The sequence below is a fragment of the Leisingera sp. ABD4_442 genome, assembly GCF_056160905.1.
The window spans coordinates 90,440-105,270 of record NZ_JBSWYB010000009.1 but is presented as its reverse complement, the minus strand read 5'-3'; the positions used below and the strand labels follow the sequence as shown (position 1 = coordinate 105,270).

The 14,831-nt window shown below is 64.1% G+C and carries 10 protein-coding genes; 3 read left to right on the top strand and 7 right to left on the bottom strand.

Annotated features, from left to right (window positions below; translation table 11 throughout):
* Positions 1-265 precede the first annotated feature (265 nt).
* On the bottom strand, positions 266-889 hold the full coding sequence (locus ACXAHG_RS09805) for a DnaJ domain-containing protein (protein WP_475044172.1): 624 nt from the start codon (positions 887-889) through the stop codon (positions 266-268).
* Positions 890-996: 107 nt separating this feature from the next.
* Between ACXAHG_RS09805 and ACXAHG_RS09800 the strand changes: the two genes are divergently transcribed.
* Positions 997-1,251 carry a BolA family protein gene (locus ACXAHG_RS09800; RefSeq protein WP_475057036.1) on the top strand — a complete coding sequence of 85 codons (255 nt, stop codon included), beginning with the start codon at positions 997-999 and terminating at the stop codon, positions 1,249-1,251.
* A 39-nt stretch (positions 1,252-1,290) separates the two neighbouring features.
* On the opposite strand, the gene ACXAHG_RS09795 is transcribed toward ACXAHG_RS09800, so the two are convergent.
* The 3 genes from ACXAHG_RS09795 to gatB form a co-directional block, all read right to left on the bottom strand.
* A complete protein-coding gene (locus ACXAHG_RS09795) occupies positions 1,291-1,779 on the bottom strand; it encodes a DUF4177 domain-containing protein (protein WP_475057034.1) in 489 nt (162 codons plus the stop codon).
* A 170-nt stretch (positions 1,780-1,949) separates the two neighbouring features.
* The gene (gene pepT, locus ACXAHG_RS09790) at positions 1,950-3,191 is read right to left on the bottom strand and encodes a peptidase T (RefSeq protein WP_475057033.1); all 1,242 of its coding nucleotides are present in this window, start codon (positions 3,189-3,191) and stop codon (positions 1,950-1,952) included.
* A gap of 315 nt (positions 3,192-3,506) precedes the next feature.
* Positions 3,507-5,018, bottom strand: coding sequence for an Asp-tRNA(Asn)/Glu-tRNA(Gln) amidotransferase subunit GatB (gene gatB, locus ACXAHG_RS09785; protein ID WP_475057032.1), 1,512 nt, complete (start codon positions 5,016-5,018; stop codon positions 3,507-3,509).
* Between the two features lie 337 nt (positions 5,019-5,355).
* Here gatB and ACXAHG_RS09780 point away from each other — a divergent pair, with 337 nt between their 5' ends.
* Entirely contained in the window at positions 5,356-7,710 is a 2,355-nt protein-coding gene (locus tag ACXAHG_RS09780; RefSeq protein ID WP_475057031.1) for a Tex family protein, read from the top strand.
* A 183-nt stretch (positions 7,711-7,893) separates the two neighbouring features.
* Here the strand turns inward: ACXAHG_RS09780 and ACXAHG_RS09775 are convergent, their stop codons facing one another.
* The 3 genes from ACXAHG_RS09775 to pepN form a co-directional block, all read right to left on the bottom strand.
* The gene (locus ACXAHG_RS09775; RefSeq protein WP_475057030.1) at positions 7,894-9,192 is read right to left on the bottom strand and encodes a hypothetical protein; all 1,299 of its coding nucleotides are present in this window, start codon (positions 9,190-9,192) and stop codon (positions 7,894-7,896) included.
* 161 nt (positions 9,193-9,353) lie between these two features.
* Complete coding sequence (locus ACXAHG_RS09770) at positions 9,354-9,812, bottom strand: hypothetical protein (RefSeq protein ID WP_475057029.1); 459 nt, start codon at positions 9,810-9,812, stop codon at positions 9,354-9,356.
* Positions 9,805-12,357 carry an aminopeptidase N gene (gene pepN, locus ACXAHG_RS09765; RefSeq protein ID WP_475057028.1) on the bottom strand — a complete coding sequence of 851 codons (2,553 nt, stop codon included), beginning with the start codon at positions 12,355-12,357 and terminating at the stop codon, positions 9,805-9,807. The genes ACXAHG_RS09770 and pepN overlap by 8 nt, the downstream gene beginning before the upstream one ends.
* A gap of 223 nt (positions 12,358-12,580) precedes the next feature.
* On the opposite strand from pepN, the gene ACXAHG_RS09760 reads away from it, so the two are divergent.
* A complete protein-coding gene (locus ACXAHG_RS09760) occupies positions 12,581-14,728 on the top strand; it encodes a malate synthase G (RefSeq protein ID WP_475057026.1) in 2,148 nt (715 codons plus the stop codon).
* The last annotated feature ends 103 nt before the right edge of the window (positions 14,729-14,831 follow it).

The following is a 14,831-nucleotide window of genomic DNA, read 5'->3' as shown; positions in this document are numbered from 1 at the left end:
GCGGTCTCCTGTGATGGCGGTTGCTGGCTGTGAGCGGTGTTGAAGCTGATAAACTCAATCTACAGGTGAAAGACCTGCGGCGCCTGTCCGCAGAAGGATAGAAACGCCCCTGCGCCGGTGGCAAAAGCGTGCCGGCCTGACCGGAAGGATAGCGGCCTGGCCAAAGGCGCGGGAAATGCCCCGCAGGGCGCACAGCCCGCGGGTCCGGCCACGAAAAAAGCGGCCCCCGGGGGAGCCGCTTCTGAAGTTGGCGGTGTGCAGCCTGCTATTTGAAGCTGCGGCTGTCCTTGATCTGATCCCAGGCCCACATGACCTCTTGCAGCTGTTCCTCCTGGCTGCGGTCGCCGCCGTTCATGTCCGGGTGCAGCACCTTGATCAGCTTCTTGTAGGCCTTGCGGATATCGGCCTTGGACCAATCGTCCTTGGCCTCCAGGATTTCGATAGCGCGGCGTTCGGTGGGCGGCAGGCGGCGGCCGGTCTTGGCGGCGCGGCCCGGGTTTTGCGTTGCATTGGCGCCCAGCACCTGATGCGGGTCCTCGATGCCCAGCCGTGCCCAGGCGCGGGCCTCGGGATCGCCCAGCGGCTTGGTCTCGCGTTCCCACACCTTGTCCTTGGAGCGCTGCGCGTTCAGCTCTGCCTCGGTGGTGCCTTCGAAGAAGTTCCACTGGTTGTTGTACTCGCGCACGTGCTCCTGGCAGAACCAGTAGAAATCATCCAGCACATCGGGCGCCTTGGGGGCGCGGAATTTGCCGGCTTCTTCGCAACCGTCCTTGTCGCAGACGCGCACGGAGGTTTCAGAGGCACCAGTGGCCGCCCGGCGCCCGCGCGGGTTCTTCTTTTTCGCGGAGCGGACGGACATATCAAAGCCAAAAGGATCGGACTTGCTCATGGGGGTGCACCTTCTAGACGCATCTGTTCGACTCGGAGGCAGCAGTTTAGTCTAAGGGCCGCCAGATTGAAGAGGGCGCAGGTAAAATTTTTGAGGATGAGCGGAAAATGAGCGTGAAGACGGAAATGGAGGCGGCCCTGCAGGCGGCCTTTGCGCCGGCGGTGCTGGAGGTGGTGAACGAGAGCCACAAACATGCAGGCCACGCGGGCGATGACGGCTCAGGCGAGAGCCATTTTGCGGTGCGGATCCGCGCCGGTGCGTTTCAGGGGATGAACCGGGTGCAGCAGCACCGGGCGGTGCATAAGGCACTGGGGGATATCGTGCCGCGCATCCACGCGCTGGCGCTGGATATCGGCGTTTAAGCAACTGCCGGCGGGCGGGGCCGCCCACCGGTCAGCGATCTAGTTTTCGCTGCCGTCTTTCAGCCCGGCCCGTGCTTTCAGCGCGGCCGTCATGCCGGAGACCGGGCTCAGTTCCTCAACGCCATCATCCGACTGCATCCTGGCGGCGCCGGGGCCGGGCACAGGCGTGGCGCCTGCGGGCGCTTCGGGATCGCCGGCGGTGGCGGTCAGCGGCGGCTCGCTGTGGCGGAATTCCGGGGCTGGTACCGGCGCCGGTTCCGGCGCGGCTTCCGGGGCCGCTGCGGGCTGCTCTGCGGCAATGGCGCGGCGGAACACCATCACATTGCGCCAGTTGGTGGCCGTTCCTGTGAGGCCCGCGCGCTCCTCGCTCGGGAGCAGTTCCGCGCGCTGAAACTCCCAGCCTTCAGCGGCCATTTCATTCAGCAGGATCTCGATCGAATTGGCAAAGCGCGCCTCGGGCGTCTTCACCCCCTTGGCCTTGGTGCCCTTGGCCGGGGCGGGGACAACCTTGTATTCAAATGCTTGCATGAACGTCTCCTGTCTTGCTGCGCAGGTTTAGCGGAAAGGGGGGAGCGGTCAAGAGCCCGGCACCTGGCTCATGCGCGGCAGGATGCCGTTTTCCTGCAAGGAAAACGGCCCGGAAAACACCTGTTTTCCGGGCCGGAATTTTTTGCAAAATTCCGCACTCTGCGGTGCTCTCAGACCTTTGCCGCTGCTTTCTGCACCAGCGTCAGGCAGACCTCCGTGGCCTTGGCCATGTCCTGCACTGAAATCCACTCCAGCGGCCCGTGCACATTCTGCATTCCGGTGAAGATATTGGGCGTCGGCACCCCGAATTCGGTCAGCCGCGAACCATCTGTGCCGCCGCGGATCGGGGCGGAGATGGGCGCGATCCCATGCGCCTTGCAGGCCGCCAGCGCCAGCTCCACCGGGGTCATGTCGTTTTCCAGCCAATAGCGCATGTTGCGGTATTGCGGCTGGATCTCGCAGGTGATCTCCGCCCGCGGCTCAGACGCCTGCACCGCCTCGCAGACCTTGCGCAGCAGATCGCCCTTGGCGGCCAGCCCGTCCAATTCAAAATCGCGCAGGATCAGCTTGATCTCCATCTCGGATGAGCCGCCGTTCATGCCGGTGATATGGATGAACCCCTCGCGCCCGTCCGTCGTCTCAGGCGTCATGGTGGCCTGCGGCAGGGTCTGCACGATTTTCGCCGCCAGATGCGCGGCATTGACCATCTTCTCCTTGGCCCAGCCGGGGTGGATCGACACGCCCTTGATGGTCACGGTGGCGCCGTCAGCAGAGAAACTCTCATAGACGATCTCACCTGCTTCGCCGCCATCGAGCGTATAGGCGAATCCGGCGCCCAGGTCCTTGGGCAGCTGTTCACCAACGCCGCGGCCGATCTCCTCGTCCGGGGTGAAGGCGAGGCGGATCTTCGGATGCTTTATCTCCGGGTGCGCCAGCAGGTGCCGGGCCAGGGTCATCACGATGGCAACCCCCGCCTTGTCGTCGGCGCCCAGCAGGGTCAGGCCGGAGGCGGTGATCAGGTCATCGCCCTGTTTGGAGGCGAGGTAGGGCGATTTCTGCGGCGACAGCACCAGGTCGGGGTTGTCGGGAAAGGTGATATCACCGCCATCATAGCCCTTGATCACGCGCGGCTTGACGCCGGCTGCGTTAAACTGGGGTGCGGTGTCGACATGGGCGAGAAGGCCGATGGCCGGCCCCGGCGCGGTGGCGGGAATGGTGGCCAGCACCACGCCGTAATCCGTCAGCTGGACGTCCTGCGCGCCGATTTCCTGCAGTTCCGCCACCAGCAGGTTCAGCATGTCGAATTGAATTGCAGTGCTGGGGGTGGCGGCTGAGGTTTCGTCGCTCTGGCTGTCGATGGCGGCGTAGCGGACCAGACGGTCCTCGAGTTCCTGATCGAAAATGCGGGTCATGAAGCCTCCGGGGTTTTCGGCGGAGCAAAGCCGCTGGCGCGGAGAAGGTCAAGGCGGGGGAGATGACGGGGTAGTGAGGCGGTTTTTGTTAGCGCGAAGGGCAGCGCTTGACCGCGGGTGGGGGCGAAGCCCCCGCCCATGGGGGCGGTCGGGGGCTGTCCGGCGTGCCGCGGGACGGAAGATTGGCAATGACACCCCCCCGGTGCACAGGGGGTGTACAGGAGGTGCACGCATATCACCCCCAATTCCGGCACGAAAAAGGGCGCCCCGGTTTTATCCTTGGGGCGCCCTTTCGAATTCCGTTTCCCGCCGGGATCAGCCGCCCAGTTTCTTGGCGACCAGCTCGTTCACCGCCTTGGGGTTGGCCTTGCCGCCGGTGGCTTTCATCACCTGGCCGACAAACCAGCCGGCCAGTTTCGGGTTCACCTTGGCCTTCTCCACCTGCGCCGGGTTGGCGGCGATGATCTCGTCCAGGGCGGTCTCGATGGCGCCAGTATCTGTCACCTGCTTCATGCCGCGTTCTTCGACAATCTGCGCCGGGTCGCCGCCTTCGGTATAGACGATCTCAAACAGGTCCTTGGCGATCTTGCCGGAGATCGCGTCCGAGGAAATCAGGTCGATGATGCCGCCCAGCTGCGCCGGCGAGACCGGGGATTCGGTGATCGCATGGTCTTCTTTCTTCAAGCGGCCGAACAGCTCGTTGATCACCCAGTTGGCAGCCAGCTTGCCGCTGCGGCCCTTGGCGGTTTCCTCAAAGAAGGCCGCCGATTCCACGTCTGCGGTCAGTACCGATGCGTCATAGTCGGAGAGGCCGAAGTCGTTGATGAACCGCGCCTTTTTCTCGTCCGGCAGCTCTGGCAGATTGGCGGCGATACCGTCCACCCAGGCCTGCTCGATTTCCAGCGGCAAGAGGTCGGGATCCGGGAAATAGCGGTAGTCATGCGCTTCTTCCTTGGAGCGCATGGAGCGGGTCTCGCCCTTGTCCGGGTCATACAGGCGGGTTTCCTGCTCGACCTTGCCGCCACCCTCGATGATGGCGATCTGGCGGCGTGCCTCGACCTCGATGGCCTGCTGGATGAAGCGCATGGAGTTCATGTTCTTGATCTCGCAGCGGGTGCCGAGGTGCGAGAAGTCCTGTGTTTCCTGGTACTTCTCATACTGGCCCGGCAGGCAGACCGAGACGTTGACGTCGGCGCGCAGGTTGCCGTTCTGCATGTTGCCGTCGCATGTGCCCAGATACTGCATGATCTGGCGCAGCTTGGCGATATAGGCGGCAGCTTCTTCCGGCCCGCGGATGTCGGGGCGCGAGACGATCTCCATCAGGCAGACGCCGGTGCGGTTCAGGTCCACGAAAGACATGTTGGGGTCCATGTCGTGAATCGACTTGCCCGCGTCCTGCTCCATGTGGATCCGCTCGACCCGCACGTTGCGCGCGGTGCCGTCGCCCAGTTCCACCAGCACTTCGCCTTCGCCCACAATGGGATGATAAAGCTGGGAAATCTGGTAGCCCTGCGGCAGGTCGGGGTAGAAGTAGTTCTTGCGGTCAAAGGCCGACCACAGGTTGATATCGGCCTTCAGGCCGAGGCCGGTGCGCACCGCCTGTTCCACGCAGTATTCGTTGATCACCGGCAGCATACCGGGCATCGCCGCGTCGACCATGGCCACGTTGGAGTTCGGCTCGGCGCCGAACTTGGTGGAGGCGCCGGAGAACAGCTTGGCATTGGAGCTGACCTGGGCATGCACCTCCATGCCGATGACCAGTTCCCAGTCATGCTTGGCGCCCGCGATTACCTTGGGCTTGGGGAGTTCATATGTCAGGTCGAGCATGGTTTTCCGCCGTATCCGAATGTCAGTTGCAGTGACGTGATGCGATGTTTCATCGGCACAATGTCAATTTTAGTTGCACAGCGTTCTAGGCCCGGCGGCGCGGAGGAGCAAGAGGGCAGGTGGCGCAGAGAGCTTTGAGGCGGGTGGAAGACCCTTGAATCGCACGGGCTGAAAGCCCGGGCAGCGCCCGTCCGCCCCCATGGGCGGGCGCTCCGCTTCCGCCCGCGGGCAGGGCACTGCCCTTCGCGATGGTTCGCCTGTGCCTGATTCAACCTCTTGGCGGGGTGCATCAGGAGGGCTAGAACTGGCAGCCCGAGCAGAATATCAGGAGGCCGCCTTGGACACATCCGCCCGTATCAGCCAGACCATTGCCGGTGAGATCAGCGCCAGCGCGAAACAGGTAAGCGCCGCAGTGGCGCTGCTGGATGAAGGTGCCACGGTGCCCTTTGTTGCGCGTTACCGGAAAGAGGCGACCGGGGGCCTGGATGACAGCCAGCTGCGCACCCTGGCAGAACGGCTGGAATATCTGCGCGAGCTGGAGAAGCGGCGGGCGGCGATCCTTGAGTCGGTGAAGTCGCAGGACAAGCTGACCGATGCGCTGGCGGCCTCGATTGCCAAGGCCGAGACCAAGGCGCAGCTGGAGGACATCTATCTGCCCTACAAGCCGAAGCGGCGCACCAAGGCGATGATTGCCCGTGAAAACGGGCTGGAGCCGCTGGCGGAGGCCATTCTGGACAACCGCAGCGCCGATCCGGAGAAACTGGCGGAGGGCTATGTCACCGAGGCCGTTGCCACGGTGAAAGATGCGCTGAACGGCGCGCGGGATATTCTGACCGAACGGTTGACCGAGAATGCGGATCTGCTGGGCCGGCTGCGGGAGTTTCTGCAGCGCGAGGCGGTGGTCACCGCCAAGGTGGTCGAGGGCAAGGAGCAGGAAGGCGCCAAGTTCTCGGATTACTTTGAACACTCCGAACGCTGGGCGGATGTGCCCTCGCACCGGGCGCTGGCGATGCTGCGCGGCTCGAACGAGGGCGTGCTGACGCTGGATGTCGGGCCGGAGCCGGAAGAGGGGGCAGCACGGGCCGAGGCGATGGTCGCGGCAGTGCTGGGTGCTGGGGGCCAAGGACCGGGCGACAAGTGGCTGCGCAAGGTGGCGGGCTGGGCCTGGCGGGTGAAGCTGAGCCTCTCGATGATGCTGGAGCTGACGGGCGATCTGCGGGGACGTGCGCAGGAAGACGCCATTCAGGTGTTTGCGCGCAATTTGAAGGATTTGCTCTTTGCAGCGCCAGCCGGTGCGCGGCCGACTCTCGGGCTGGACCCGGGCATTCGCACCGGCGTCAAGGCGGCGGTGGTTGATGCAACCGGGAAACTGGTGGCCACAGAGACCTTGTACCCGTTCCAGCCGAAGAACGATCTGCGCGGCGCGCAGGTGTCGATTGTGAAGCTGATCGCCGAACATGGCGTGGAGCTGATTGCCATCGGCAACGGCACCGCCAGCCGCGAGACTGAGAAGATGGTGGCGGAGGTGCTGAAGCATCTGCCCGCCAAGGTGAAGGCACCCACCAAGGTGGTGGTGTCTGAGGCCGGCGCCTCGGTCTATTCAGCCTCCGAACTGGCGGCGCGGGAGTTCCCGGATTTGGATGTTTCCCTGCGCGGCGCGGTGTCGATTGCGCGGCGCCTGCAGGATCCGCTGGCGGAACTGGTCAAGATCGAGCCCAAGAGCATCGGCGTGGGCCAGTATCAGCATGATGCGGACCAGCACAAGCTGTCGAAATCGCTGGAGGCGGTGATTGAGGATGTGGTGAACGCGGTGGGTGTGGACCTCAATATGGCCTCGGCGCCGCTCTTGAGTCATGTCTCGGGCCTTGGCCCAGGACTGGCGGAGGCGATTGTGGCGCACCGGGATGTGAACGGAGCGTTCAAATCGCGCCGGGAGCTTCTGAAGGTCGCGCGGCTTGGCCCCAAGGCGTTTGAGCAATGCGCGGGCTTTCTGCGTATCCGCGACGGAAAGGAGCCGCTGGATGCGTCCTCGGTCCACCCCGAGAGCTATGATGTGGCGCGCAGGATCGTGGCCGCTTGCGGGCGCGATATCCGTCAGATTATGGGCGATGAGGCCGCGCTGAAAGGCCTGCGGGCAGAGGAGTTCGTGGGCGGCGATGTTGGCCTGCCCACCGTGCGCGACATTTTCCAGGAATTGGAAAAGCCGGGCCGCGACCCGCGCCCGTCCTTCGTGACTGCCTCCTTCAAGGACGGGGTGGAGGAGATCACCGACCTGAAGCCCGGCATGGTGCTGGAAGGCACGGTCACCAACGTGGCGGCCTTTGGTGCCTTCGTGGACATCGGCGTGCATCAGGACGGCCTGGTGCATGTCAGTCAGCTGGCCGACCGGTTTGTGAAGGACCCGCATGAGGTGGTGAAGACCGGCCAGGTGGTCAAGGTCACGGTGACCGAGGTGGATGTGCCCCGCAAGCGGATCGGGCTGACCATGAAGAAGGACGGCGGCGCGTCTGCCAAGGCGGACCGCAATGCACGCGGGCCATCCAAGGGCGCCGGGCCGCGGCGCGGCGGCAAGCCGGGCGGGCCTCAGGACGGCCGGGGCAAGATGTCCACGGGTCCTAAGGGCGGCCAAGCCCGGGATCAGGGAGCCGGCGCGCTGGGCGCGGCCCTGATGGATGCCTTCAAAAAGAAGTGAGGGAGCGGGACCTTGGTCCCAGTTCGATCACGGCAATGCAGACCAGAACAGGCCGCGTCAGTGGAGGTATTCCGGTGAGCGTTCACCGGGGCGGGTGCGGAACGCGCCCGCCGCTGGCGCGACGGGGGCGGCCACCGGTGATGGCAAAAAATGCATTGATGCGTGAAAGCCGCGGTATTCGCCTCAGGCGGGGCTGAACTCCAACCCTCGATCGGTAAAGGCAACCTTTTGCCCGTCTTCGATTTCATCGCGGAATTGGCCGGCGATTGCGGCCAAGGCGCCGGCATGGCCGCGGGCGGCAAAGCGGCTGAGCGAGGTGATGCGGGCGCTGTTGTCGAACCCCTCTTCGGCATGGGCCCAGACCAGCGGGTGCAGTTCCTTGAGATGGCCGCGGATCAGCCAGTTTGCGGCCTCGGCGATCTTCAGGCGCGGGACGTCGGCCTGCAGGTTTTGCCCCAGCCCCTTGCGCAGGGCGATTGTGCAATAGGCGGCCAGAAGGTTGATGGTTTCCTGCGACGGATTGGCCTCGACGATATCGCGGAGGCCGTCGAGGAAGAAGCGGGTGTCAACCCGGGCGCAGGCCTGGTCGTCGATGGCAATCGCGTCGAAATAGACCCATGCATAGCCGCCGGCGCCCCAGGTTGGGGCCGTGCGGGCAGCGGTGCGGCGGGCCTCAAGCTCCAGCGCGGCATAAGACCCGGACCAGCGCGGCAGCATATGGGTGCCAAGCGCGCGCATGTGGCGGTGGTTTCCGGGGGCAAGGTCAATCAGCGCTCCGAAGGCATCGGCCACCTGCAGCGCGCCGCCGCTTCGGCCGGCGTAAAGCGCGCATTGCGCCGCTTTCAGGAACGGGCTGTCCTGGCAGGCTGCTGCAACCGGATCCAGCAGGGCGGCGGCCCGGTCGAAATGAGCAGCGCAGCGGCGCTGGTTCCTGACAGGCGCCGCAGCGTGGCCGTCCGAGCCGCGCCACGCCCAGCCAATGTCGATATGGGCCATGGCCACCAAAGCGGTGAGATAGGGGTCATGGCGGTTTTCTGCCCGCAGTGCCTCAAATGCCATCAGGCCGCGGATCAGGCTGCGGCTGCCTGCATCCTTGTTTTCGGCCAGGGCGTGCTCGGTTGCATTGACCACATCGGCACGGGCGCCATAGGCAATCAGATCGGCCAGCGGCAGGCCGCAGCGCGCAGTGGTGCCGGCGGTGTCCGCCTCCTGGATCCGGCGGGACAGCTCCTCCCAGCGTTCCTGGCGCGCCAGGAACTGCCCGGTTTCCTGTGCGTGAAGGCAATCGGGATCACCCTGTTCGCTGCGGACCGGGATCGACAGGCTGTCTTCAAGCCGGCGGGTCAGCAGGGCATCTGCAGGTGCAGGGGCGGGGATGGCAGAGGCCGCGGGGGCCGGGCGGGCGGCAGGCCGGAGATGGGCAGACATCTTGCCGGAAATGCGGGTCAGAAATTCCCGCGCCTGTCGAGACGTTGTGAGCATTTGCGCTTCCTGATGAGTGGCAGCTTATCGTTGTTCACAGTCTCGTCAGGCAATGGGGCGCAAAGATGGCGGCACTGAGGAAGTTAACGCACGCTGGCGGTTATTCGCGCGTGGCTGTGTAAAATCTGAGCGGATTTCAACGGACGATTGACGGAGGGCCTTCAAAACGCGGTGAAGTGGTGCCGTTCCGTGCGGATACCGCGTTTCAGAAACTCCGCATCTGTTTCCGCGTGCGGCGGCGTGGCCTCCTGCGGCAGCCGGATGCGCTTGCCATTTTTCAGGATCAGTGTCGCGCGCACCGAAAAGTCCCAGCGGGTGTCGAACCGCACGCGGTCAATTTCGCCGAGCCGCGCCTGCCCGGTCAGCTTGCCGCTGAACCACTCTATCCGGTCTTGGGAGATTTTCAGCCCGGATAGAGGGTTGCGCACCAAATCGGCCAGCGCAGGCAGGACCGGCAGGGCCAGCAGGACCACCAGCCACAGGGCGGCATCCAGCACCAGCCACAGCGCCAGAAGCGCCGCAAGCCAGCCGCCCGTTGCCAGAATGGCAGCGGCGGAGCGGCCCCGGCGGGAGAAGCTGTAGTCCGCCGCCGGGGGCAAGGTTTCAGGTGTTTCAGGCATCCAGGATCCGGGTGACCATTTCAGTGGTGTCGCGGCTGAGACCCTCTGTGCCCGCAATCCGGCTGAGCTGGGCGCGGATCAGCGACTGGCGGTCGCTGCCGTAGCGCTTCCAGGTCTGGAAGGCGGCGCACATGCGGGCAGTGGTCTGCGGGTTCAGCTTGTCCAGCGCGATCAGCTTGTCCGCCAGCAGCTGATAGCCTTCGCCGCTGGCATGGTGGAAGCCCGCGTGGTTGCCCGCCAGCGCCCCCATCACCGCGCGGAAGCGATTGGGGTTCTTCATGTCAAACAGCGTGTGCCGGGTGAGGTCTGCGGCGGTGGCAGCCGTCTTTTCTGGCGCGGCGCAGGCGATTTGCAGCGCAAACCATTTGTCCATCACCAGCCGGTCGTCCTGCCATTGGTCAAAGAACGCTTGGCTTTGCGCCTCGCCCTTCTCAGCCTTCATCAGCGCAGCCAGGGCGGCATATTGCTGGGTCATGTTGTCCGCGGCCTCATACTGGCGCGCGGCCTGTTCGCCGCCATCCAGCCGGGTCAGCAGCGACAGGATGCGGCCATTGAGGGCACGTTTCCCGGCCCCTTCGGCATCGGGGCTATAGGGGCCTTCGACGGTGGTCGCCGCATAAAGCCGCGGCAGGCTGGTTTCCAGCTGCTGCGCCAGGGTCTGGGTAAAAGTCTCGGCCGCGTCATAGATCTTTTGCGGATCGGGGGTGAAGCCCCGGTCATGCAGGGCCTGGGCGATGTCGGCCTGGCTGGGCGGCGACAGCACCAGGGCGCGGAAGGCCGGATCCTGATCGTCGTCGCGCACCAGTTTCTCCAGCGCGTCCAGATAAGCCGCATCGGGTGCAGCGCCATCCAGCACCATCGTCACGCGGGTTTCCTTGGCCAGCGCGTTGCCGGCCTCCCAGCGGTTGAACGGGTCGGTGTCATGGGCCAGCAGGAAAGCGCGTTCGGCATTGGTGGTGTCGCGCTCCAGGATCACCGGGGCGGAGAACTCGCGCAGGATCGACGGTACCGGCTTTGCGCCGAGGCCGTCGAAGGTGAAGCTCTGCTTGGCCTCGGTCAGTTCCAATACTTCCGTTGCGCGCACCTCGTCGCCGTTGGGCGATAACAGGCCCACCGCCATTGGGATCACCCGCGGCGCCTTGTCGGGCTGGCCGGGTGTGGGCGGCGTCGATTGCTCAAACGTCAGGGTATAGGTGCCATCGGCATAATCTTCCGAGACCTTCACCCGCGGGGTGCCCGCCTGACTGTACCACAGTTTGAACTGGCTCAGGTCGCGCCCGGTTGCGTCCTCAAACACCTTCAGCCAGTCCTCGATGGTGCAGGCCTGGCCGTCGTGGCGGTCAAAATAGAGCTTCAGCGCCTTGTAGTAGTTCTCATCCCCCACCAGCCGCTTGAGCATGCCGATCACCTCAGCGCCTTTTTCATAGACGGTGGCGGTGTAGAAGTTGTTGATCTCCTGGAAGGCTTCAGGGCGCGGCGGATGGGCCAGGGGGCCGTTGTCCTCAGGGAACTGGCGGGCGCGGAGCGTAATCACGTCGTCGATCCGTTTGACCGGCTCGGACCGCATGTCGGCGGTGAACTGGGCATCGCGGAAAACCGTCAGCCCTTCCTTGAGGCACAGCTGAAACCAGTCACGGCAGGTGATCCGGTTGCCGGTCCAATTGTGGAAATACTCATGGGCGATAATCGCCTCGATACGTTCGAAATTGGCATCTGTGGAGGTCTCAGGAGACGCCAGAACGCAGGAAGAGTTGAAAATGTTCAACCCCTTGTTCTCCATCGCACCCATGTTGAAGTCGTCCACGGCGACAATGTTGAACAGCTCCAGGTCGTATTCCAGGCCGTAGACGTCTTCGTCCCACTTCATCGACTTCTTCAGCGCCTCCATGCCAAAGGCGCATTTGCCCTCGTCGCCGGGGCGGACCCAGATGTTCAGCTCCACCTCCTTACCGGATCTGGTGGTGAAGCTGCCGGGATGGTTCACAAGATCGCCCGCCACCAGCGCAAACAGATAGGCCGGTTTCGGCCAGGGATCGTGCCATTCAGCCCAGCCTTCGCCCTGGCCCACCGGGTTGCCGTTGGACAGCATCACCGGTTCGTCGCCCTCAATCCGCACGGTGAAGGTGGACATCACGTCGGGGCGGTCGGGGTAATAGGTGATCTTGCGGAAGCCCTCGGCCTCGCATTGGGTGCAATACATGCGGTTTGACATGTAAAGCCCCTCCAGCGCGGTATTGCCGGCCGGGTTGATCTCCACCTCGGCTTCCCAGGTGAAGGGGGCGCTGGGCACATCGCATTTGAGACCGCCATCGACCAGTTCGGGCGTCACAGCCCCGCCGTCGACTTTGGCAGAGATCAGCTGCAGCTCCTCGCCGTGCAGAAAGAAGGTCTTGTCCGCTGCATCCGTCTTGGGTGCAAAGCGGATCTTGCTGAGCACCCGGGTGGTTTCCGGTGTCAGGCGGAAGGTCAGGTGAACGCTTTCGACGTCAAACCCGAAGGGCGTGTAGTCTTTCAGGTAGAAGGTCTGGGGCGTGTCTGTGGCCATTCTCGTTCTCCTCTGCACTGCTTCTGTTCAGGTGTAGCGGACAGGGGCGCGACTGCAAGCGGATTGGCGGGTTCTTGGCAGGTTCAGGAAAAATCCGCAGCACTTTCTTGGAAAACAAGAAAGTGAGTTCGGTTTCAGCGGCAGGGTGTTTTGTTGCCGATCGGAAACTTCTGCCCTAGTTAGGGTGCAGCATACAGTGGTGTACCGCCGGAAGGAGCAAGTCATGAGCCGGGTCGAGAAACAGGGAATTCAGGTCGCGCCGGAGCTGGCGGAGTTCATCGAGAAACAGGCGCTGCCGGGCACCGGGGTGGAGGCTGATGCGTTCTGGAAAGGCCTGGCAGAGCTGGTGAACGGCTTTGGCCCGGAGAACCGTGCGCTGCTGGCCAAACGTGAAGACATCCAGGCCAGGATCGACGCCTGGCACATCGCCAACCGCGATAAGCCGCATGACCACGAAGGCTACAAGGCGTTCCTGACAGAGATCGGTTACCTGCTGCCGGAGGGTGGCGATTTCGAGATCGGGACGCAGAATGTGGACCCCGAAATCGCTTCGGTACCCGGGCCGCAGCTGGTGGTGCCGATCACCAACGCCCGTTACGCGCTGAACGCGGCCAATGCGCGCTGGGGCAGCCTTTATGACGGGTTCTATGGCACTGACGCGATGGGAACCCCGGCGCCTGCGGGCGGCTATGACAAGGGGCGCGGCGCGCGGGTTGTGGCGCGGGCGCGGGTCTTCCTGGACGAGGCCTTTCCGATCAACGGCGCCAGCCACGCGGATGTGCGCCGCTATCACGTGCAGGACGGCCAGCTGCTGATCGACGATTTGCCGCTGGCGCAGCCGGAGAAATTTGCAGGCTACCGCGGCAACCCCAAGGCACCCGAATCCGTGCTGCTGCGCAACAATGGCTTGCATGTGGAACTGGTGTTTGACCGCGCCCACGCGATCGGCGCCCGCGACCAGGCCGGCCTGGCCGATGTGCGGCTGGAAAGCGCGATGTCCGCGATCATGGACTGCGAAGATTCGGTGGCTTGCGTCGATGCCGAGGACAAAGTGCTGGCCTATTCCAACTGGCTGGGCCTGATGAAGGGCGATCTGGAGGCGGTTCTGGACAAGGGCGGCAAGACCATTACCCGCCGACTGAACCCGGATTTCGGCTTTACGGCGCCGGATGGCGCGGCGATGACCTTGAAAGGCCGCGCCTTGCTGTGGGTGCGCAATGTCGGCCATCTGATGACCAACCCTGCTGTTTTGGACAAGGATGGCAATGAGGCCTTCGAAGGCCTGCTGGATGCGCTGATCACCGTGACGGCTGCCATGCATGATCTGAAGCGCGAGGGCGGCAATTCTGCCCATGGCTCTGTCTATGTGGTGAAGCCCAAGATGCACGGTCCGGAGGAAGTCTCCTTTACCGACCGGATTTTCAGCAAGGTCGAGGACATTCTCGGCCTGCCGCGCCACACGGTGAAGATCGGCATCATGGATGAGGAACGCCGCACCTCGGTCAACCTCAAGGAATGCATCCGCGCCGCCAAGAACCGGGTGGCCTTCATCAACACCGGCTTCCTCGACCGCACCGGCGACGAGATCCACACCTCGATGGAGGCAGGGCCGTTCTCCCGCAAGGATTTCATCAAGCGCAAGGGCTGGATCGGCGCCTATGAGAACCTGAATGTGGATATCGGCCTGGAGTGCGGCCTGTCAGGCAAGGCGCAGATCGGCAAGGGCATGTGGGCGATGCCCGACATGATGGCGGCGATGATCGAGCAGAAGATCGAGCATCCGAAATCCGGCGCCAACTGCGCCTGGGTGCCGAGCCCGACCGCTGCGACCCTCCACGTGCTGCACTACCACAAGGTGGATGTGCTGGCGGTGCAGGAGAAACTCAAGGCTGGCGGCCGCCGCGCCCATGTGGACGGCATCCTGGAAATCCCGCTGGCGACCTACCGCAAGTGGACCCCGCGCCAGATCGCCCGTGAGGTGGATAACAACGCCCAAGGCATCCTCGGCTATGTGGTGCGCTGGGTCGATCAGGGGGTGGGCTGCTCCAAGGTGCCGGACATCAACGACGTTGGCCTGATGGAGGACCGCGCCACCTGCCGGATCTCCGCCCAGCACATCGCCAACTGGCTGCACCACGGTGTCGTCTCCGAGGAGGAGGTCATGGGCAGCTTGCGCAAGATGGCCAAGGTGGTGGATGAGCAGAACCGCGGCGACAACAGCTACCGCGCGATGGCGCCGGGATATGACACCATCGCCTTCAACGCGGCCTGCGACCTGGTGTTCAAGGGCCGGGTGCAGCCGTCGGGTTATACCGAGCCGGTGCTGCACGCCCGGCGGCTGGAGCTGAAAGCGCAGGAAGCGGCGGCCTGAGCGCGGCAAACTGACCGGATGAAACAGTTTCCCCGCAAAAAGGGGTAGTCAAAGGGGGCCTTTTGGCCTCCTTTTCCGGTTGGAGACGTCACCCAAGCGAGAA

What these genes read in the sequence shown, in the direction of transcription:
- ACXAHG_RS09800 (WP_475057036.1), top strand. Translation starts at nt 997, where the DNA reads ATGAGCGTGAAGACGGAAATGGAGGCGGCCCTGCAGGCGGCCTTTGCG.
- gatB (WP_475057032.1), bottom strand. Translation starts at nt 5,018, where the DNA reads ATGCTCGACCTGACATATGAACTCCCCAAGCCCAAGGTAATCGCGGGC.
- ACXAHG_RS09770 (WP_475057029.1), bottom strand. Translation starts at nt 9,812, where the DNA reads ATGCCTGAAACACCTGAAACCTTGCCCCCGGCGGCGGACTACAGCTTC.
- pepT (WP_475057033.1), bottom strand. Translation starts at nt 3,191, where the DNA reads ATGACCCGCATTTTCGATCAGGAACTCGAGGACCGTCTGGTCCGCTAC.
- ACXAHG_RS09805 (WP_475044172.1), bottom strand. Translation starts at nt 889, where the DNA reads ATGAGCAAGTCCGATCCTTTTGGCTTTGATATGTCCGTCCGCTCCGCG.
- ACXAHG_RS09760 (WP_475057026.1), top strand. Translation starts at nt 12,581, where the DNA reads ATGAGCCGGGTCGAGAAACAGGGAATTCAGGTCGCGCCGGAGCTGGCG.
- ACXAHG_RS09795 (WP_475057034.1), bottom strand. Translation starts at nt 1,779, where the DNA reads ATGCAAGCATTTGAATACAAGGTTGTCCCCGCCCCGGCCAAGGGCACC.
- pepN (WP_475057028.1), bottom strand. Translation starts at nt 12,357, where the DNA reads ATGGCCACAGACACGCCCCAGACCTTCTACCTGAAAGACTACACGCCC.
- ACXAHG_RS09775 (WP_475057030.1), bottom strand. Translation starts at nt 9,192, where the DNA reads ATGCTCACAACGTCTCGACAGGCGCGGGAATTTCTGACCCGCATTTCC.